Annotated in this window: 19 protein-coding genes; 12 read left to right on the forward strand and 7 right to left on the reverse strand. The window is 36.9% G+C overall.

All coding sequences use genetic code 11. The annotated features are described in order from the left end of the window. Positions 1–75: 75 nt before the first annotated feature. The gene (gene trhA, locus ACK1JC_RS06865) at positions 76–723 is read right to left on the reverse strand and encodes a PAQR family membrane homeostasis protein TrhA (protein ID WP_409511120.1); all 648 of its coding nucleotides are present in this window, start codon (positions 721–723) and stop codon (positions 76–78) included. 99 nt (positions 724–822) lie between these two features. On the opposite strand from trhA, the gene ACK1JC_RS06870 reads away from it, so the two are divergent. Further along, positions 823–2,043: a class I SAM-dependent methyltransferase gene (locus ACK1JC_RS06870; protein ID WP_409511121.1), complete on the forward strand. Its 1,221-nt coding sequence runs from the start codon at positions 823–825 to the stop codon at positions 2,041–2,043. Positions 2,044–2,124: 81 nt separating this feature from the next. Here ACK1JC_RS06870 and ACK1JC_RS06875 read toward each other — a convergent pair whose 3' ends face one another. After that, the gene (locus ACK1JC_RS06875) at positions 2,125–2,826 is read right to left on the reverse strand and encodes a hypothetical protein (protein ID WP_409511122.1); all 702 of its coding nucleotides are present in this window, start codon (positions 2,824–2,826) and stop codon (positions 2,125–2,127) included. A 140-nt stretch (positions 2,827–2,966) separates the two neighbouring features. Here ACK1JC_RS06875 and ACK1JC_RS06880 point away from each other — a divergent pair, with 140 nt between their 5' ends. Continuing rightward, positions 2,967–3,401, forward strand: coding sequence for a GNAT family N-acetyltransferase (locus ACK1JC_RS06880; protein WP_409511123.1), 435 nt, complete (start codon positions 2,967–2,969; stop codon positions 3,399–3,401). A gap of 114 nt (positions 3,402–3,515) precedes the next feature. Here the strand turns inward: ACK1JC_RS06880 and ACK1JC_RS06885 are convergent, their stop codons facing one another. The 3 genes from ACK1JC_RS06885 to ACK1JC_RS06895 form a co-directional block, all read right to left on the reverse strand. Then, entirely contained in the window at positions 3,516–3,782 is a 267-nt protein-coding gene (locus ACK1JC_RS06885) for a hypothetical protein (protein WP_409511124.1), read from the reverse strand. Between the two features lie 320 nt (positions 3,783–4,102). Beyond that, complete coding sequence (locus ACK1JC_RS06890; RefSeq protein WP_409511125.1) at positions 4,103–6,235, reverse strand: 3-hydroxyacyl-CoA dehydrogenase NAD-binding domain-containing protein; 2,133 nt, start codon at positions 6,233–6,235, stop codon at positions 4,103–4,105. A gap of 11 nt (positions 6,236–6,246) precedes the next feature. Next, positions 6,247–7,452 (reverse strand): acetyl-CoA C-acetyltransferase, encoded by a 1,206-nt coding sequence (locus ACK1JC_RS06895; RefSeq protein WP_409511126.1) that lies wholly within the window; start codon positions 7,450–7,452, stop codon positions 6,247–6,249. 229 nt (positions 7,453–7,681) lie between these two features. Here ACK1JC_RS06895 and ACK1JC_RS06900 point away from each other — a divergent pair, with 229 nt between their 5' ends. Further along, positions 7,682–7,903, forward strand: coding sequence for a hypothetical protein (locus tag ACK1JC_RS06900; protein ID WP_409511127.1), 222 nt, complete (start codon positions 7,682–7,684; stop codon positions 7,901–7,903). Positions 7,904–8,458: 555 nt separating this feature from the next. Here ACK1JC_RS06900 and ACK1JC_RS06905 read toward each other — a convergent pair. Then, on the reverse strand, positions 8,459–9,046 hold the full coding sequence (locus tag ACK1JC_RS06905; RefSeq protein WP_409511128.1) for a peroxiredoxin: 588 nt from the start codon (positions 9,044–9,046) through the stop codon (positions 8,459–8,461). Between the two features lie 147 nt (positions 9,047–9,193). On the opposite strand from ACK1JC_RS06905, the gene ACK1JC_RS06910 reads away from it, so the two are divergent. The 7 genes from ACK1JC_RS06910 to ACK1JC_RS06940 all read left to right on the forward strand — a co-directional run bounded on the left by ACK1JC_RS06910 (position 9,194) and on the right by ACK1JC_RS06940 (position 15,523). After that, positions 9,194–9,922 (forward strand): lipase family protein, encoded by a 729-nt coding sequence (locus tag ACK1JC_RS06910; RefSeq protein WP_409511217.1) that lies wholly within the window; start codon positions 9,194–9,196, stop codon positions 9,920–9,922. A gap of 94 nt (positions 9,923–10,016) precedes the next feature. Next, positions 10,017–11,345, forward strand: coding sequence for an adenosylmethionine--8-amino-7-oxononanoate transaminase (gene bioA / locus ACK1JC_RS06915; RefSeq protein ID WP_409511129.1), 1,329 nt, complete (start codon positions 10,017–10,019; stop codon positions 11,343–11,345). Continuing rightward, on the forward strand, positions 11,342–12,502 hold the full coding sequence (locus ACK1JC_RS06920) for an 8-amino-7-oxononanoate synthase (protein ID WP_409511130.1): 1,161 nt from the start codon (positions 11,342–11,344) through the stop codon (positions 12,500–12,502). Before bioA ends, ACK1JC_RS06920 begins: the two co-directional genes overlap by 4 nt. 10 nt (positions 12,503–12,512) lie before the next feature. After that, on the forward strand, positions 12,513–13,313 hold the full coding sequence (bioC, locus tag ACK1JC_RS06925) for a malonyl-ACP O-methyltransferase BioC (protein WP_409511131.1): 801 nt from the start codon (positions 12,513–12,515) through the stop codon (positions 13,311–13,313). Further along, positions 13,310–13,951 (forward strand): dethiobiotin synthase, encoded by a 642-nt coding sequence (gene bioD, locus ACK1JC_RS06930; RefSeq protein WP_409511132.1) that lies wholly within the window; start codon positions 13,310–13,312, stop codon positions 13,949–13,951. The genes bioC and bioD overlap by 4 nt, the downstream gene beginning before the upstream one ends. Before the next feature lie 31 nt (positions 13,952–13,982). Next, complete coding sequence (locus ACK1JC_RS06935; RefSeq protein ID WP_409511133.1) at positions 13,983–14,996, forward strand: hypothetical protein; 1,014 nt, start codon at positions 13,983–13,985, stop codon at positions 14,994–14,996. A 65-nt stretch (positions 14,997–15,061) separates the two neighbouring features. Further along, positions 15,062–15,523 carry a nucleoside deaminase gene (locus ACK1JC_RS06940; RefSeq protein ID WP_409511218.1) on the forward strand — a complete coding sequence of 154 codons (462 nt, stop codon included), beginning with the start codon at positions 15,062–15,064 and terminating at the stop codon, positions 15,521–15,523. A gap of 35 nt (positions 15,524–15,558) precedes the next feature. Here ACK1JC_RS06940 and ACK1JC_RS06945 read toward each other — a convergent pair whose 3' ends face one another. After that, entirely contained in the window at positions 15,559–15,990 is a 432-nt protein-coding gene (locus ACK1JC_RS06945) for a hypothetical protein (RefSeq protein ID WP_409511134.1), read from the reverse strand. A gap of 299 nt (positions 15,991–16,289) precedes the next feature. Here ACK1JC_RS06945 and ACK1JC_RS06950 point away from each other — a divergent pair, with 299 nt between their 5' ends. Both ACK1JC_RS06950 and ACK1JC_RS06955 read left to right on the forward strand, forming a co-directional pair. Further along, positions 16,290–18,092: an ABC transporter substrate-binding protein gene (locus tag ACK1JC_RS06950; RefSeq protein WP_409511135.1), complete on the forward strand. Its 1,803-nt coding sequence runs from the start codon at positions 16,290–16,292 to the stop codon at positions 18,090–18,092. 90 nt (positions 18,093–18,182) lie between these two features. Continuing rightward, on the forward strand, positions 18,183–20,171 hold the full coding sequence (locus ACK1JC_RS06955; RefSeq protein ID WP_409511136.1) for a M3 family metallopeptidase: 1,989 nt from the start codon (positions 18,183–18,185) through the stop codon (positions 20,169–20,171). The last annotated feature ends 17 nt before the right edge of the window (positions 20,172–20,188 follow it).

Consider the following 20,188-nt stretch of genomic DNA (forward strand, 5'->3'; position numbering starts at 1 on the left):
GTAATTTCTTAAAAAAACAACGGGATCAATCCTATTTCACACATTCAGGGTCACTGAATTTTGAGTGGCAAAGGATTAAATGACGTAAAGATAGATGGATAGGAATTGTGATCCTGCCCCAATCAATACAAAAATATGCCAAATTGCATGCGTGTATCTTACTCTTTTTAGGGCATAAAACAATGCACCAATCGTATAAGCTAAGCCACCAATCACTAATAATTTTAATGCATCTGGTTTTAAAAAGCGTTGCATATCATCAATTACAAGCACAGCGAGCCAACCCATGACCAAATAAGCAATGAGAGAAATCTTTTGAAAACGATGAATGAAAATTAACTTGAATAGTGTCCCAATTGCAGCAATGACCCACAAGGCAATCAGGAGGTAATGTGCTTTGGCTGTTGGCAGAGCAATCGCTAGAAAAGGTGTATAGGTGCCTGCAATTAAATAATAAATAGCGGTATGATCTAGTTTTTTATACCAAGCTCGTTTTTGTTCATCTTGGCAAAAGTGGTAAACAGCAGAACTTGAAAAGAGCAAAATCATGCTTAGACCATAAACAATTAGCCCAAAATATTGCCATACAGGTAAATAACTACCCTTCATCAGCATAAAGCAAGTCGCAATGAGTGCAAGAATAGCACCCAAGGCATGACTGAGCCCATTGATACGTTCTTCAACAGGATCATATGTTTGTAGGGGAGAGATTGAAGTATTCATTGCTTTTATTTTCTTAAAAATACATGTGTATAGTAATGTAATTTTACCTTTTAGGTAAGACGTTTTAAAATCACGGTATATCTCCTTTAGGTTTTTGTTATGTCCGATGTGGCTTTATTTTCAGTTCAAGAACAACAATTGCTCGATGCCTTTCAGCAAGCAATTGATTCAAAAAGCTTTGATCGTCTAATTCTAAGCCAATACAAAGGAGAATTAGAGCATTTAGAGAAAATCACTGTTCGTACTATTCTTCTGCAAAATGATATGGTGCTCAATGTATTGTATCGTTACAAGACTCAGGATGTGACTAAAAACTATTCACTTACAGAAGCATTAGCCTTAGTGAGTGAATTACTTGCACACTGTAAACAAGCGAACTTGCTGACGTATGAGCAAGAATATCAACTGAAAAAGAATAAAAAGAAAGCCATATTGAGCATGACTAAGCTAAACAATACAGTGAAAAAAGTCGATGAACAACAAGGACATGATCGTGCAAAAAATCGATTTGTCGATCAACAGAGTTACTTTTTACAGCCATTAGGTATTACCGATGCGAAAGCACAAATTATTCCGAGCATGGCACGAAAATGGAAACAGATTAATAAATTTGTTGAAATTTTTGCAGGTGCAGTAGATGCAATTTCAACGGATTCTCGTCCCTTACATGTCGTTGATTTTGGTTCAGGTAAAGGTTATTTAACTTTTGCTTTATATGATTATTTGCAAAAAAATCATCAACAACCTTTAGTTACAGGCGTTGAACTCAATGAGAAAATGGTGAACTTTTGCCAAGATGTAGCAAAGCAGTCTGAGTTTAAGCAGTTAGAGTTTTTTCAGGGCGATGTCCGTACCTTTGAACCTGAACAACTTGATGTAATGATTGCCTTACATGCGTGCGATGTTGCCACCGATTTTGCCATTCATACAGGTATTCGATTGAATGCCCAAATGATTATGTGTGCGCCGTGTTGTCATAAAGAATTACGTCCACAGCTCAAAAGTCCTGTTGTATTTCAACCAATGTTACAGTTTGGTATTCATGCGGGGCAGCAAGCAGAAATGTTGACTGATACGATTCGTGCATTATTTTTAAAAGCCTACGGCTACGATACCAAGGTCTTTGAATTTGTGGCACTCGAACATACAAGTAAAAATAAAATGATTTTAGCAACGAAGCGTAAAGGCTATACAACGCCTGATCAAGACGTTTTAGCACAGATTGACGCTTTGAAAGAAATGTATGGTATTCAACAACATTCGCTTGAATTATTGTTGAACGATATGTGGGATCAGCAGGGTATTGGTAGTAAGTGCTAATCGTTTAAGCGTGTATTTAGGTAATGATTAATTTTAAAGTTGATCATTACCTTGATTTTCAGATTGAAAATTTATTGGACTTTAAGGTGCGGCATCTTCTTCATCTATTTGTGTATCGAGTTCTTCTTCAGGTGTACCACTAATCTGTTGCGTGATACTGCCTGGAAAGTACTGTGATGAATCCATTTCAGGGATATAAAGTTGATCCTGACGATGGATTAAAATATGCGTTGGAAATGCTTTTTTAGGGGCTTTATCTAAACTTGTCGATAGCGTATCAATTGAACGAGCCATAAACTGAGCATCACTTTCGCTACTTTTACGTTCAGGAATGTTGAGTGTATTCATATCAAAATCGGGGATTTGACACAAAATAGGAACAAGTAAGTCATTTTGTTGTTCAGCGACTTTTCCTGAAATCTTACAACTTTGATAAAAAGAATTTTGCGTTTTGAGTTGATGTTCAAAAGCAGGTTTAATCACTTTGAAATCACTTACGCCAAATTGTTCTTCTAAAGTTGCAAACATACTCGCTGTTGGGGAAGCAAAGGTAGATAAACTCTGTTGATTTTCTTTGCGAATATCTGCTTCAGATACATTTTGGATTAAAGCGGTCATTTTGATTTGTGCATCTGGCTTGTTTAGATGTGTAGTCGCAAACATTTGAATCATGGCATTACTTAGCGCAATGGCACGAGGTTCATCAACTTTCTGTGCAGATGCAATTCCTGAGCTAAGGATAGTGCTGAGGATGAATGTATATTTTAATGTTTTAAATTTCATATTTTGAGTTAGGTCTATGTAAAAGTATGATGTAGTTCGTACTTAAATTAACACTAATTTAAAAATTGTGGCGGCTTTACACATATTTATTGTTTTTGAAATTGTAGAGTGTTTAGCAAATACAGAGGAAAAATGTGTACATGAAAGGATTAAATATTCAACATGCAGATTGGGCTGTTGTAGAGCAAGATGCACGTCATATTCGTACAGCTGTATTTATTGAAGAACAAGGTATTGCAGCAGAAGATGAATGGGATGATCAAGATGCAATCGCGTTGCATTTCATGGTTTATGACGAGCAAAAGGCGATTGCAACAGCACGGTTATTGTTAAATCACAGTGTGGGTCGAGTTGCAGTTTTAAGCCAATATCGTGGTCAAAGCGTTGGTCGAATACTGATGCAACAGATTATTTTTCAGGCAAAAATTGAACAACGTCCATTATTAAAACTGTCCGCTCAGGTTCATGCAATTCATTTTTATGAAAGTTTAGGTTTTTCTGTACAGGGCAGTGAGTATTTAGATTGTGGTATTCCACATGTTGATATGGCTATGATGCTTGATACTTCTACTTGATTTAGTTCAATCACTTTGAGTTGTACGATATATAAATAAAAAAGACCTATAGCATGCTATAGGTCTTTTTTATTTTGATCTGCGATAAGCGTAATCAAATCATTTTTTATGTTATTAATGTGCATGTTCAGATGAAGATTCTGTATGGTTCATCTGTTTCATTTCTTCATCAGACATGGCTTTACCATTGTGTTGATGTTCTGTAGACGCTTGATTATGAGGCTGAGTTTGATTTTGCTTGCTTGGCATATAATCAGGTTCATTACTCATTGCCATATAAAAAATGCCTAGAAAAAACACGCTGAGAACAGCGGCAATGAATAAACCTTTCCAACCTTTTTTTTCGTTGGCAATTTCTTGAGACTTAATGGCATCTGACATGGGAGTATTCCAGATAAAAAGGATAAGAACTAAGTAATGTTATAACATGAAAAGTACAATATTCAGACCAAAAAAATGTAAAAACTATGATTTATTGAAGGATACTTTTAGCTTAAATATGCATTAGATTCTTATATTTTTAATCTTGTGAATCAGTATGATTCATCAGCAGTAATTTGAGTGAAATGATGGTTCAAAGCTAGCGGATACAATTTTATATCGCCTTTTTTATGGTGAATCAAATTTTTTAGATGTATTTTTTAGAGATAAAAAAAGGGATTGCGAACAATCCCTTTTTGTTGATTAAAAATCAAAATAAGTTAGCTGATTTTACCTTGAGTAACAGAATCTTTTAATTTCTGTGGTGCTTTAAAACGCTCACCATATTTTGCTTCAAGTGTATTGGCACGTAGTAATGCTTTTTCTAAACCATATTGATTTAAGAATTGAATTGCACCACCTGTCCACGGCGCAAAACCAATGCCGAAGATTGAACCAATATTGGCATCAACCACAGATTCAAGTACATTTTCTTCATAGCAACGCAAAGTATCTAAAGACTGAACAAAGAGGAAACGATCAATCATTTCTTGTTCAGAAATATCCACTTCTTTCGACCAATGGCTCAAACCATCCCAAAGATATTTTTTAGCACTTTCAGGATATTCATAGAAACCAGCACCAGCAGCTTTACCTTTACGGTTAAACTCGTGAATCATGTGTTTTAATACATCTTCGGCAGGCGAGTGCGGTAAGTCTTTACCTTCAGCTTGCAATGCCTTACGCGTTTCATTGGTCACATGTTCAGACAGAGTCAATGCAACTTCATCTTGAATTGCCAATGGACCAACTGGCATACCCGCTTTAAGCGCTGCCATTTCAATACGTGCAGGGTGTACACCTTCTGCAAGTAAACGCAAGCCTTCATTGACGAAAGTACCAAATACACGGCTTGTAAAGAAGCCACGGCTATCATTCACCACGATTGGCGTTTTACCAATTTGCTGAACATAGTCATATGCTTTTGCCAAAGTTTCCGCAGACGTATTTTGACCTTTAATGATTTCAACCAACAGCATTTTGTCGACTGGGCTAAAGAAATGAAGACCAATGAAGTTTGCTTCATTTCTAGAAGCTTTTGCTAAACCTGTAATTGGCAATGTTGATGTATTTGATGCAAACACACCACCATCCGTAAGGTAATGTTCAGCTTCTTGTGTTACTTTTGCTTTAAGTTCTTGATTTTCAAATACAGCTTCAATAATCAAATCACAGCCTTTTAAATCTTCAGCATTTGCTGTCGCTGTAATTAAACTCAAAACTTGATCACGTTTTTCAGCTGTCATGCGACCTTGTGAAACACGTTTATCGAGAAGTTTTTGGCTATAAGCTTTACCTTTATCGGCATTTTCTTGAGAAACATCTTTTAGGATAACAGCAATACCTTTGGTCGCAGTTGAGTAGGAAATACCTGCACCCATCATACCTGCACCAAGTACACCAACTTTCGTTGCTTGCCATTTTGCAATATCTTTAGGGCGGCTCGCACCTGCTTTAATGGCATTTAGACCGTGCCAGAATGTACCGATCATATTTTTCGCCACTTGACCTGTCGCAAGGTAAGTGAAATAACGTGATTCGATCGTCAGTGCTGTATCAACATCGACCTGAGCGCCTTCAACTGCAGCAGACATAATTGCTTCAGGCGCAGGATAACAACCCTTCGTTTTATCACGCAGCATTGCAGGTGCAATCGCAAGAACTTGCGCAACAGCAGGAGTTTTAGGATCACCACCTGGAATTTTATAGCCCTTTACATCAAAAGGTTGTTGTGACTTTGGATTGGCTTTGACCCAAGCAATCGCTTTATCCATCAGCTCTTCAATAGTTTCAGCTGTGTCTTGAATTAAACCTAAAGATTTAGCTTTATCTACACCAAACTGCTTACCCTCCATGAGGAATGGAAATGCATTTTGTAAGCCTAAAAGGCGAACCATACGCACAATACCACCACCACCGGGAAGTAAACCTAAAGTCACTTCAGGTAAACCGAATTTTGCTTTTGGATCATTGAGTGCGATACGTGCGTGGCAACCTAAAGCAATTTCCCAACCACCGCCAAGCGCCGTGCCATTTAAAGCAGCGACGACTGGAAGACCTAAAGTTTCAATATAACGAAACTCTGCTTTCATCTTTTGAATCATTTCAAAAAATGGTGTTGCATCTTCAGGGCGAGCTTGAATCAGCTCGTCTAAGTCACCACCTGCAAAGAAGGTTTTTTTCGCTGAACGGAAAATGATACCTGTCATATCTGTTTCAGATTTAAGCTTTGAAACAATATTTTCTAAAGCGACACGAAAGTCACTATTCATGGTGTTTGCAGATTGATTTGGCGAATCTAGTGTAAGGATAACAATACCATCCGCATTTTTTTCATATTGAATTGCGCTCATTATTATTCTCCTTATACCAACTCAATAATGGTCGCAATACCCATGCCACCACCTACACACAATGTTGCTAAACCACGTTTTTTGCCTTGACGTTCTAATTCATCAAGCAGTGTGCCCAAAATCATTGCACCTGTCGCACCGAGTGGGTGACCCATCGCAATAGAACCACCATTCACATTGACTTTTTCCATAGGAACTTTCAATTCATTGATAAAGCGCATCACAACAGATGCAAAAGCTTCATTCACTTCAAATAAGTCAATATCGTCAATGGTTAAGCCTGCTTTTGCCAAAGCTTTACGTGCAGCAGGTGCAGGACCTGTAAGCATGATTGTTGGGTCTGTACCCACAAGTGCAGTTGCAAGAACTTTAGCACGAGGTTTTAAACCTTGTTCTTTCACTGCTTTTTCAGAAGCGAGTAATACCACAGCAGCACCATCGACAATACCTGATGAGTTTCCTGCGTGATGTACATGGTTAATTTTTTGTGCTTCAGGATACTGTTGAAGAGCAATTGCATCAAAGCCCATACCACCCATCATTTCAAAGCTTGCATTAAGTTTTGCCAAGCCTTCAGCCGTTGTTTGTGGCTTGATAAACTCATCTTTATCTAAAATTAATACACCAGCTTTGTCTTTTATAGGCACAACAGATTTATCAAAACGTCCTGCAGCTTGTGCAGCAGCAGCTTTTTGTTGAGAGTTTGCCGCAAAACTATCAACATCTGAACGGCTATAACCATCTAAAGTGGCAATCAGATCGGCACCAATACCTTGTGGAACAAAATGTGATTTTAAATTTGTTTCAGGGTCAAGCGCCCAAGGTCCACCATCTGAACCCATTGGAATACGTGACATTGATTCTACGCCACCTGCAACGACAACATCTTCCCAACCTGAACGAACTTTTTGCGCTGCCATATTGACAGCTTCTAAACCCGATGCACAGAAGCGATTAATCTGAACACCTGCAACATCATTGTTCCAACCTGCCGCAATCGCTGCAGTTTTGGCAATATCACCACCTTGATCGGCAATGGGGGTCACGCAACCGAGTACGATGTCATCCACTTTAGAGGTGTCTAAATTGTGGCGATCTTTGAGTTCGTTGAGTAATGTGGTGAGTAATGTAATCGGTTTCACTTCATAGAGTGAACCATCTTTTTTCCCTTTTCCGCGTGGTGTGCGAATGGCATCAATGATGTAAGCCTCGCTCATAGCTGTTCCTTTGTATATGACTTTAAAATTGTTATGTGTTTCGAGTGTACTAAATAAAGTACAGAGTGCAATGACGAGAATGGGAAAGTCTGATGATATTTTTGGTCAATAGAATGAATTCAATTTGAAACTCCATGAATGGAACTAAAGTTTTTATTTTTGAAAAGCGTGACAATTAAACTGTAATAATTAATTGCTACAGTCGGTATAACAGTCGGGAGTGGTAAATATGATTATTGATTTAAAAGAGCTTAATAAGCGAATTAAAGATTTTAGAGAGAATGCAGAACCACAAAAATTAATTTTGGGTTATAAAACGTATTCTAAACTCATGAAAGAAGATAGTTTTGTTGATATGTTAAGTAAAGACGTTCGAGATCCAATGATTCGGTATTATAATGAGATCAAAATTAAGCTTGTGACAGAAAAGCATTTCTTTGAAATTGAATAAAAATTTAAGAATGTTTAACTTTTTTAGGAATTGAAAATCTATATTAAGAAGATTGGTAATTGATTATGACTGAATAAAATAATGATATGATGAGGCGCTCTATGTGTGAGTGGGTGATAGTCAGTGATAAAATTTAAAACAATGATAGACTTTAACCACAAGACTGTTTTTATCTCTGTGATACTTTTACTTTTGTTATTGATGCTTTTTCAGTTGATCATACGACCTGTATATACATATATTGTTTTGCCAAAGTACGCTTTATTTAAAGCGGAGGATCCTAATAATATTATTGAGGGTTGTGCCTATTATTCAGGTAAATATAAGACAAAATATGGTGAAATATATGAATATCATGTAGATGATTTAAATTTGACAAGTCATTCAGGGTTAACAATTGACTTCCCATTTAGAGCTAAGCGTGGAAAGTTTGTTAATTTTTTGGAATTACAAAGAAATGAATGTATTAAAGTGAAATACATCACTATTAATTATTTATTTTTTAAAAGAAATTATATCTATGATGTATTTTATTAAAGTACATCATAGACCATTTTATTTTTTAGAAAATTTCTGAATATCCGCCAATACTTGCCCTGCATGGGTTTGTGTATTGACACTGCTGTAGTGATAAACAATAGTGCCTTGTGGATCGATAAGGAATGTTTCACGTTTGGCAATTTTGGTAATACCTAAATTACGCACAACACCAAACTGCGTTGCCAATTGGTGATTCTGATCAGCAAGAATTGGGAAATTTAGCCCTAGCTTTTCAGAGAATTTTTGATGTGATTTGACATCATCTAAGCTAACACCAAAAACTACGGCATTGTTTTTAATAAATTGCGGATAAAGTGCTTTAAATTCATTGGCTTCTTGGGTACAGCCAGGTGAATTGTCTTTAGGATAAAAATATAAGACAACCCATTTGCCTTTGTATTGCTTTAACTCATGCCATTTAGAGTTTTGGTCTTGCAGTTTAAAAGCGGGTGCAGGTTTTCCAACCCATTGTTTTTGTTGATTTGATGGATTCGATAAAATTGAAGTCTCTGCTTGAGCTGTACTATTGAACCCGAAAATGAGTACGGTGGAAAGTAGACTGATATGACATATTTTTGATGAGTTTATTTGTTGATTTAACATATGCTTACTTCCCTCAATGAGTACAATTTTATCTTAGCAATTTTTTCAGAATCTTGTGAGTGAATAATGTTATTGATATTGATTTGCAATGAATAATTATTTAAGAACTCGATATACTCATTACAAACACACTTTTAAATTGGATCTATCTTGCAAAATATTTTACTCATTACAGGTTGGGGCGGTGGAACAAAATTGTTGGCATCACTTAAACAGGCTTTAGAAGCTAAAGGTCATATCGTTGAGTTGATCAATATTTTTAATGCTTTAGATGAGCATATTTTGCAAGAACAAGTAGAAAAAGCCAAAGATTTTGATGTAATTATAGGTTGGTCATTGGGTGGGCAACTTGCAACACTCTTGGTTGATCAAATTTCAAAACAATTTCAGCAGCAAAAAACTTTGATTACGTTAGCATCGAATCCTTCTTTTGTACAAAATGAAGAATGGCATACGGCAATGGATCAACTGACATTTCAGAACTTTACACAGTCTTTTGAACATGATGCCATTGCGACATTACGTAAATTTGGCTTTATGGTTTGTCAGGGTACAGCAACCCATAAGCAAGAATTTGTCACTTTACAAGGTTTGATACAGCCACAGAATTTAGACATTATAAAACAAGGTTTGAATTGTTTGGAGCAACTTAATACTGTGAGTATCTTAAAAAATTATATAGGTCATCAATATCATTTGTTTGCTAAACAAGATTTTTTAGTTAGTTACAAAGTTGTAGAGAATCTTCAAAATTTCAATGCAAAGTTTTTAGCGGTTGAGTTAGTAAGTGGCTCACATGGCTTTCCTATTTTTCAATTTGAAAGCATAACTGACAAAATCTGCCAATATTTACAAAAAATAAATCAAACATCCTGATAAGTGGCAAATCTCGCAATTTATTTTTAATTCATGCAGGTTTAAGATCAGTGAATTAAATTTTTTGCTGTAGATGTTGCACATGGAGTTAAGGATGACCGATTCATTGACTAATTCATTAACCGGATTAGATGATCAAGCTTTTGATCAACAACATATTTGGCATCCTTATACTTCGATGACACATCCATTACCGACTTTTAAGGTGAAAAGGGCACAAGGGGCAATCATTGAACTTGAAAATGGTCGTCAACTCATTGATGGGATGTCATCTTGGTGGTGTGCGATTCACGGTTATAACCATCCTGAGCTAAATCAGGCGGTGACTGATCAACTACAAAATATGTCACATATCATGTTTGGTGGTTTTACCCATGATCCTGCGATTCAACTGGGAAAATTACTGCTTAAAATCACTCCGCCAAGTTTAGATAAAATTTTCTTTGCTGATTCAGGTTCAGTCGCTGTCGAAGTGGCTTTGAAAATGGCGGTGCAGTTTTGGCATGCTCAAGGCAAGGTTATTAAAAACAATTTTGTCACGCCACGTTCGGGCTACCACGGAGATACATGGAATGCCATGTCGGTTTGTGATCCTGTTACGGGGATGCATCAAATTTTTGGTTCAAGTTTGCCGAATCGGATTTTTGTACCAGCACCACAGGTGGGTTTTGATGAAGAATGGAATCAGGATGACATAGCTGAACTTGAGAAAACCTTAGCAGAACAGCATGAACACATTGCAGGTTTAATTTTAGAACCGATTGTTCAGGGGGCAGGTGGAATGCGTTTCTACCATCCTGAATATTTACGTCAAGCTAAATTGTTGTGTGAAAAATACAATATCCTATTGATTTTTGATGAAATTGCTACAGGTTTTGGGCGTACAGGAAAACTCTTTGCATGGGAGTGGGCAGGTGTCGAACCTGATATTATGTGTATTGGCAAAGGTTTGACGGGCGGTTACATGACCTTATCTGCGACATTAACTACCAAGAAAGTCGCTGAAACCATCAGTCAAGGCGAAGCAGGCGTGTTTATGCATGGTCCAACTTTTATGGCAAATCCGCTTGCATGTGCGGTGGCTGTAAAAAGCACAGAATTACTGATTTCACAAGATTGGCAAGCCAATATAGGGCGCATCCAAAAACAATTAAGTAAAAATTTACAGACACTTGAACAGCTTGACCATGTGCGTGATGTACGTGTTTTAGGCGCAATAGGTGTAGTCGAATTGACCTTTAATGTTGATATGAAAATCCTTCAACAAGAGTTTGTACGCCGTGGTATTTGGATTCGTCCATTTGGAAAATTGGTTTATGTGATGCCTCCTTACATTATCTCTGAGCAAGAATTAAAAATTTTGTTGGAACAAATGGTTGAAGTTGTTGAAACCATGACTCCAAATCAGGAGTATGTCGCATGAGCCATTTGCTTGAGCATTTTTCAGCCCAGCTTGATGACTTAAAACAACAAGGCAATTTACGTCAATTTACGTCCAATATTCAGCAAGATCGCTACATCACCATTCAGCATAAAAAAATGCTGAATCTCGCATCGAATGACTATTTAGGTTTAGCATCCAATATTGAGCTTCGTGAACAGTTTTTTGATGAAACACCAAATGCCCAGCGTTGGATGAGTTCATCATCTTCCCGTTTATTGACAGGAAATTTCGCAGAGTATGAACAGCTTGAAGCGAGTTTAAGTCAGGCTTTTCATGGTCGTTCTGCACTATTATTTAACAGTGGCTATCACATGAATATTGGAGTTTTACCTGCATTATCTGACAGTAAAACGCTGATTCTTGCCGATAAACTGATTCATGCCAGTATGATAGATGGGATTCGTTTATCGACTGCGAAATATGTGCGTTATCGTCATAATGATCTCGGACATTTGACAGAGCTTTTACAAAAATATCATGCAGATGAACTCTTCGAACGCATTATTATCGTCACAGAATCCATTTTTAGCATGGATGGTGATGAAACCGATTTAGCTGAATTGGTTCGAATTAAAAAGCAATTTTCAAAAGTTATGCTGTATGTCGATGAGGCGCATGCGATTGGTGTTCGTGGTGAGCAAGGTTTGGGCTGTGCTGAACAATATGGCGTAGTCGATAATATTGATTTTTTAGTCGGAACTTTTGGTAAGGCGATGGCCTCGATTGGTGGCTATTTGATTTGTCATTCGATTATTCGAGATTATTTAATAAATTCGATGCGCCCTCTTATTTTTAGTACTGCACAACCGCCCATTTGTATGGCTTGGACAGATTTTATTTTTAAAAAAGTGCTGAATCTAAATGCTCAGCGTCAGCATTTACAACAGATCAGCCAAACTTTACAGCAAGCTGTGATTTTCAAAGGTTTTGATTGCCCATCAACTTCACATATTGTGCCTGTTATTATTGGTGAGTCGACTAAAACTGTAGAGAAAGCAAAGGCTTTACAAGATGCAGGTTTTTACATCATGCCTGTGCGTCCACCGACTGTGCCACAACATAGTTCACGCTTACGTATTTCATTGACTGCACAAATTTCCGATGTTGAAATTGCTCAGCTTGCACAATTGTTGTGAGCTGATGGTGATGGATCGCGTGAATAAAAAATCTGAAATAAATAAATCACATGTGGCTTTGCGTTTTGCACAAGCAGGGCAAAGCTACTCAGGACATGCAGTTGTACAAAAACAGATTGCACAGCATTTATTTGAATTAATAGGTGAATATTGTCCTACTTTATTATCTCATTTATCGCTCAATATTTTTGAAATAGGGTGTGGTTCGGGCAATTTAAGCCATTTATTGATGGAAAATTTACAGTTTAAAAAACTGATTTTAAATGATCTCTATTCTGAAATTCAGCAACATTTTCTAGCCAATGCCAAGATAGAGTATCTGATTGGCGATATTGAACAGCTGGAGTTTCCAGAAGATTTAAATTTGATTGCTTCGAGTTCAGCTTTGCAATGGGTGACAAATTTAGAAGCTATTTTCCAAAAAGGCTTTTTAACTTTAAATCATCAGGCATATTTTTGCTTTTCAACCTTTGGGCAGCGAAACCTAGAAGAAATTAAAGCCTTAACAGGGCAGGGTTTAGCTTATTTATCTGTTAAAAATATTCAGCGTTTACTTGAAAAAAATGGTTTTGAAATTTTGCATATTTCAGAGCAAATTGCGCATTTAAACTTTGACCATCCGAAACACGTTTTACAACATTTAAAAGCCACAGGTGTAACGGCAACCGCGTCTAATTTTCGCTGGACGAAACAAACACTTGCAGATTTTTATCAAGATTATCAACAATTTTCATTCAGTGATGAGTTAAGTCAACAGCAGTATCTGTTGACTTATCATCCGATTTATTGCATCGCACGGAGAATGCCATGACAGGTTCAGTTTACTTTATTAGTGGTATTGACACAGGCATTGGTAAAACTTACACGACAGGCTATTTGGCAAAATTGTGGAATGCGCAAGGCAAAAAAACCATCACGCAAAAACTAATTCAAACGGGCAATGTTGATATTTCAGAAGACATTGAACAGCATCGTGAAATTATGGGTATGGGTTGGTTTCCTGAAGATGAAATGAAGCTGACTATGCCTGAGATTTTCACTTATCCTGCTTCGCCACATTTAGCGACCAAAATTGATGGTCGTGAAATAGATTTTCAAAAAATAGAAAATGCCACTGCACAACTTGCTGAAAAATATGAAATCGTTTTGCTTGAGGGAGCAGGTGGTTTAATGGTTCCATTAACGACCGATTTATTGACTATTGATTATGTGGCTGAGAAAAAACATCCTATCATTTTTGTGACTTCAGGGCGTTTGGGCAGTATTAACCATACTATTTTAAGTCTGGAAGCCATTAAAAATCGTGGTTTAGAGCTATATGCTGTTGCCTATAATCTTAAAGATGAATCACAAGATGAACTCATTTCTAAAGATACGGCAGAGTATTTAAAAGGATATTTGGCAAAACATTTTCCGAACAGCCTATGGATTGATATTCCTGTAATTTGAAGATGAATATACGATAAATAAGAACTTAAGAATGGTACGGATTTATTATCATCAAAATCAATTAGCAGAGGATGCTTTAAGCAGTCGAGTGATTGATCTTAAAAAGTTCGATGAGTTATTTGAACAAACTGAACAAAATCTATTTGAATTTTTTGTTGCTGAACCTGTTGGATTTTTTAAGAAACTTTTGGGTCAGTCCTCTGCTAAATCACAATTTAGATTTGTTCATTTAAGCCGAGATGGTTTTCCTTATAGCACTTCGGAAGGCGATTTTTACTTACCTGTGGCTTTGATTTTCTATGATATTGATGATGCAAATTTTCCAAGCGAATTCTATTTTATTGCAAAAATTGAAGCACAATTAGAATTACGAAAATGTCAGGCTGGGAAAGATGTTAAATGGTATCAAATCCCTGCTTTACATGAAGCGGTGACTGATTCTGCAACCATTCAGAAAATTGAACAGTCCTTTTTTGCACTGAGGCAAGAAGTTGAGCGCATTTATAAATCAAAGCCTGATCCAAATCATGAAGTTATTGAGTCTGAAGACCATGGTGAGCTTGATAACTTAGAACCTGAACAGAAAAATGCGTATTTAAAACTAGTAGATATTGCACTACAGAATCATTCTAAAAGAGTAGTTGTCATTGAGCACATTCAGCAACTCAAACAAGCTGATGAAGAAGGTTTTTTTAGTCCACTTGATGAGTTAATTGAGTATTTATGGCAAGAAGACATCCGATTATTTGTCAATATGGATTGGAAGCAAGAAGCTACAGATTTACAGTGGCATTTAGAATATATTTTAAAGGATAATTGGCAGATTGAAACGCAATTGCCTGATGCAAATACGGAGTTTGGTCTGGATGCGACCGTATCAAATGACGGTGTATTTACGGTTTATAATCAGGCTTTATTGCCTCATGGATTGACCATTGGGCAAATAGACACAGATTCAGATGCTTATATATTTTTAGTTCATCGTGTGCAGGATACGGACATAGTAAGAAAGCATGTTGAGAAAATTGGCTATCAGTATTTATAATTCAATGCTTTGAATGAAATGTGATGGATAAAGTGATGAACGCACCTCCTATGAATGATGATACGATGAAAGATAGTCATTTTTTAACTCAGGCAGTTGAACTTGCCAAAGCCAATGTGGAACAGGGTGGTCGTCCATTTGGCGCGCTGATTGTCAAAAATGGTGAAGTTGTCAGTACAGGTGTGAATCAAATTTTGACGACAGGTGATCCGACTTCACATGCGGAATTGAATGCATTACGTCAGGCAGCACTAAAATTGCAAAGTACTTTACTGAAAGATTGTGTTGTTTATGCGAGTGGGCAACCATGTCCCATGTGTTTGGCTGCGATGCGAATGTCTGGTATTGAAAAAATTGTTTATGCTTTTAGCAATGTAGATGCTGAACCATATGGTTTATCGACAGCAAGTATTGCTGAAAAGTTACGCTTAGACCCACACGTGCAAGAGGGTTTAAGCTTTACTCAGTTAAAGTCTAGTTCAGATACCGATTTATATACATTTTGGAAACAGAATCAATCAGTTTAAAATATTGGGTAATATGAAAATTTAAAAGACAGCTTTTACTCGGCTGTCTTTGGTAAATTTGAAATATATTTCCGATGGATGCTCATGAGAATAGGCACCAATAAAAAGTGTAATAAAAATGTAAAAAGCATGACCACAATAAAAGCGCCCCAATGACTTGAGGCATGCATTGCACCTAAAAAAGCCAATGCAGTCATTAGCGTAGGAATAATAGTTGCAAGTAAGTAACTGCTGTATGGGTGTTTAATGCAAAAATCAAAACTAAATAATAATGCGTAATTGATACAGACAAAAGCATATACTGCAATGCAGAACAGTACACCATCTGTAGGATAGTTATACTCTTGTTGAAGCATACCGCGCGACTCAAGATAGCTTGAAATATATTGTCCTTGCCAAGCCATATACGCACTTGCTAAAAGCCAAATAATGAGCAAAATGAGATAAATAAAATACTTATGTTTCATATTTAAAAATTAATTTTTATATTTTGAAGTGAATCGAAATTTTTTCATATAAAAAGTAATTAGACAATAACGACATGGTGAATGCGATAGTTTTAAGTATGATTTTTAGTATCTAATATGCGGATATCATGAGTATGAAAAAGAAAAATAGCGTAAATGAACCTTCTTTTTGACTTTTATTACTTTATTCAAGGTATAAATAGAATTGCGATAAACAACAAAATACATTCAAAGTAAATGAAGCAGATTCGTTGTGATGAAAAAATCAAGCGCAAGATAAGAATACGTTAAAGAACATAATGAGGGATAATTTGAATCGGACATTGATACAGCGTGGAGGTTGGGTTTTATTGGGAAGTGCATTGTTCGTTGGCGCTTTACCCACATTTGCTCAAAGTTCTGCCGATCCTAATAAAATTTTACGTTATGTTTTTCCAGTGGCTGAAACAGGTTTTGATCCTGCTGGAACACAGGATTTATATTCTGCACATGTACATAATTCAATTTTTGAAGGGTTGTATACCTATGACTACTTGGCATCACCATTAAAGTTAGTCCCTCGTACTGCGGTTGCATTGCCTGATGTGAGTCAAGATGGTCTGACCTATACCTTTAAAATTCAAAAAGGCATTTATTTCGCAAAAGATGCTGCATTTAAAGGTAAAGCACGAGAATTGACAGCAGAAGATTATGTATATTCTTATAAGCGTTTACTTGATCCAGCGTTACGTTCACCGAACAGTTGGTTGTTTGATGGTAAATTTTTAGGCATGGATAAAGTACTCGAACAAGCCAAAAAAACAGGTAAGTTTAACGATGATCTGCCTGTGACAGGCTTATCCGCTCCTGATCGTTATACGCTTGTGATTAAACTGATTCAGCCCGATCAAAACTTTCCGATGCTGCTTGCCCATCAACCTGCAGGTGCAGTGGCTCGTGAAGTGATTGAATATTATCGAGATCAATCAGGCTTTGCCATGAAAAATCCTGTAGGAACGGGGCCATACGTACTTGCAAAATGGGTGCCCGGTTCACGGATTATTTTAAAAGCCAATCCTGATTTTCGAGGTTTTATTTGGGATTTTAAAGCCTCAAGTCCTGAAGATCAGAAAATCGTTAATGTAATGAAAGGCAAAAAAATGCCTCAAATTGGCGTTATAGATATTCAAGTCATGGAAGAAGAGCAATCACGATGGTTGTCATTTAGTAAAAATGAAACAGACCTCTTTGTCTTGGGGGGAGATCTAACAGCACAAGCCATTGAAAATGGTCAGTTAAAACCTGAATTGGTAAAAAAAGGCGTACAACTTTCACGGATTGCCGACCCATCCATTGATTATCATTATTGGAATATGCAAAACCCAGTCGTAGGTGGTTTGAGCAAAGAAAAAATTGCGTTACGCCGTGCAATGGCAATGGCATATTCTGCGGATAATCAAATCAAAATCTTATCTAAGGGCGATGCAAAAAAACTGCAATATCCGATTCCTTATGGTGTTGTAGGCTATGATCCAAATTATAGAAGCAGTATTCCTTATTCGCCTAAAGCCGCCAATTTATTGCTCGATCGCTATCACTATAAAGTTGGTGCAGATGGGTGGCGTACATTGCCTAATGGAAAGCCCTTAGTGATAGAAATGACCATTGGAAATACCGCACGAAGTCAGCAAGGGGCTGAGTTTTGGAAAAGAACTTTGGATGGTATTAAGATTAAAATGACCACTAATGCGATGCCTTTTGCTGAAGGGATTAAAGCTGAAAAACAGTGTAAAACCATGTTCAAAGCATCTGCATGGATTGCAGATTATCCTGATGCCGACAATTTTATGCAGTTGTTTTATGGCAAGAACATTCATGCCACCAACAATGGCTGCATGAAAATTCCTGAATATGATCGTTTATATGAACAGACACAAAAAATGCGTCCAAGTCCTGAGCGTGATGCCTTATATCGGAAAATGGCACGTATTATGGAAGTTTATATGCCTGTGCAAATGGAGTCGACACGGTATCGCAATGCTTTAGCTCAACCAAAAGTGATTGGGTTTAAAAAGCATCCGATTATTCCATCAGAATGGATGTACTTTGACCTGAAAAAATAACTGATATTCATGACTTAGATTTTTATTATGAATATTGAATTGTATGTATTTTGAAATGAGAAATTGCAAAAATAAAGGCTTAGAGAAAAGATGAAAATGTTTAAACTCACCACCTTGTGTATGTTAACAATGGGTATAGGTCAAATAACTTTTGCTGAGCAACAACGTGCAACTCTACCTCAGTTAGATTCAAAAACAATTACGACACAATGTGATGCTCAAATTGCCACTGTAAAAGTAAAATTAGCGGCATTTGCAAAAATGCCACTTCAAAATAATGCATTGGCACGGTGGGATCAAATTTTTGCTGAATTTGAAGATTTTATTGGTCCTGTTGGTTTTTATAGCAATGTCAATCCGAGTGCGGAAGTACGTCAAGCCGCAGATGATTGTGAAGTGAAAATTAATCAGTATCAAACTGAAATTTATCAAGATGCTGCGCTTTATCAACAAATTAAAAAAATTAAAACAACTAATGATATTGATGCTAAATATCGGCAAGACATTTTAAATGATTTTGAAGATATGGGAATTCAACTTTCTAAAGATCAACAGGCTCGTTTAAAAATTATTTTGGATAATTTGACCAAGATTGAGCAAGAATTCGCGCGGAATATTCGTGATAATCCTGAAAAAGTTGAATTTTCTGCAGATGAGTTAAGGGGTTTACCGAACAGTTATATTGCCAATTTAAAGAAAAATGAACAGGGTCAGTATTTACTAGGTTTTGATTATCCTGAATATTTGCCATTTATGCAGCTTGCTGACAGTGATGATGCTCGGAAGCGTTATCAAATTGCTTATACACGCCGTGGAACAGAAAAAAATTTAGTGCTATTAAAACAAGCCATAGATTTACGTTATGAGCTTGCACAATTATTCGGTTATAAAAGTTATGCCGATTGGAAACTAAAAAATCGCATGGCGCAGAATCCTGAAACGGTGAATCAATTTTTAAATGAAGTACATAATATTGTTACTCCTCTAGAGAAAAAAGAAGTACAAACCTTACGTGAGTTTAAAGCGAAAACACTTAATATTTCTGTTGAAAAAGCAGAGATTAATCGTTGGAGTGAAGGTTATTGGAGTGAGAAATTACGGCAAGAAAAGTATCAAATTGATCAAGAAAAATTACGTGAATATTTCCCGACACAGGCATCACAAGATTGGTTATTTGCAATTTCATCCAACCTGTATGGTATTGAATTTAAACCTGTCAAAGTTGAAACTTGGCAAAATGAAGTTGAATATTATGATGTGACAGACAAAAAAACTGGTCAGCTCTTAGGTGGTTTATATCTAGATAAATTTCCTCGTGAAGGTAAGTATGGTCATGCAGCTGTATGGGGCGTACGAGGAGGAAGTACGCTGACGGATCGTAAACCGATTTCAGCACTCGTCACTAATTTTAATCGTAAAGGTTTAAATAGTGATGAGTTGGAAACATTTGTCCATGAGTTCGGTCATGCATTACATGGCATATTGTCCAATACGCGCTATGCTTCACAGTCAGGAACATCGGTAGAGCGTGATTTTGTTGAAGCACCATCACAAATGTATGAAGAATGGGCACGCCGTAAAGAAACTCTTTCAACACTTGCAGATTTCTGCCAACCTGCTTGCCCTAGAGTCGATGATGCATTAATTGCCAAATTAAAAGATGTACATAATTATGGGCGTGGTTTGAAATATGCACGTCAAACATTATATGCACAGTATGATATGGCGATTCACACCGCGGATGCACTCCAAACCCAATCGCTTGAAACGTGGCAGAAATTAGAAGGTAAAACAGCCTTAGGTTATACGCCAACGACAGAATTTCCAGGGCAGTTTGGTCACATTATGGGAGGCTATCAAGTTGGGTACTATGGTTATATGTGGTCTGAGGTCATCGCTCTCGATATGCTTTCAGCTTTTGGACATAACTTAAATAATCCTGAAGTGGGTGAACGCTACCGTAAAACGATTTTGTCACAAGGCGGACAGAAAAAAGCTAAGCAACTTGTGGTCGATTTCTTAGGGCGAGAACCTGATAACAAAGCATTCTTTCAAGAAATTACAGGTCAGCGCCATTAAACCGAATTCAAAAAAGT

This window comes from Acinetobacter sp. TY2 (genome assembly GCF_046269225.1).
In the GTDB taxonomy this organism is placed as follows: domain Bacteria; phylum Pseudomonadota; class Gammaproteobacteria; order Pseudomonadales; family Moraxellaceae; genus Acinetobacter.